1 pseudogene is annotated in these 616 nt (G+C 37.7%); it reads right to left on the bottom strand.

Features of this window, described 5'->3' with window-relative positions:
• Window positions 1-616 (bottom strand): annotated as a pseudogene (locus ACWIX0_RS14045) (hypothetical protein); the annotation flags it as partial.

Consider the following 616-nt stretch of genomic DNA (forward strand, 5'->3'; position numbering starts at 1 on the left):
CCTAGTTTTATGTGAATCTCATCTTTTTTTAATCGCATTCTAAATACGCGTCTGCGGAGTTCTTTAAATGGTATTTTTGGTGTCTTACCTTGCATTATAGTTTGTGTCCATTCTTTTAGTTTTGGCTCAAAGTGTGTAAATTGCGGATTATCATATAGCTCAAAAACTTCACGCATTTTATCAGCGTAGATTTTGCGATTTTTGGCATTTTGCTTTTTGAAAAATGCGCAATTTCCAAGCGAAGCATTGTAGAAAAATTCCTCTTTGACTTTATGAAGTATGGAGTTTTTATATAGCGCGTCCCTTGCTTGAAGTGTGGCATCAATATGTCGCATTAGTTTTTGAGGTTTTGCCTGCATAGAGTTGCCCTGCCCAAACTCCGTGCGATAGTGATAAAAAGCCTCTTTTACCACAGCGATTTTACTAGCCTTTGATAAAATCTCCATCGCAAAAGGAAAATCTTGATAGGCTGCCCCTGTTGTCTCTAAAACTTTGATTTGTTTGATAAAATCTGCCTTGTAGATTCCAGCCCAAATGCTTGCGTGGAGATAAAAAATCGCCCTAAATTCAAGAGGGCTAAAAACGCCATCTGGCGCAATGTCTAAATTATGCTTTT

The sequence above is a fragment of the Helicobacter sp. T3_23-1059 genome, assembly GCF_053654515.1.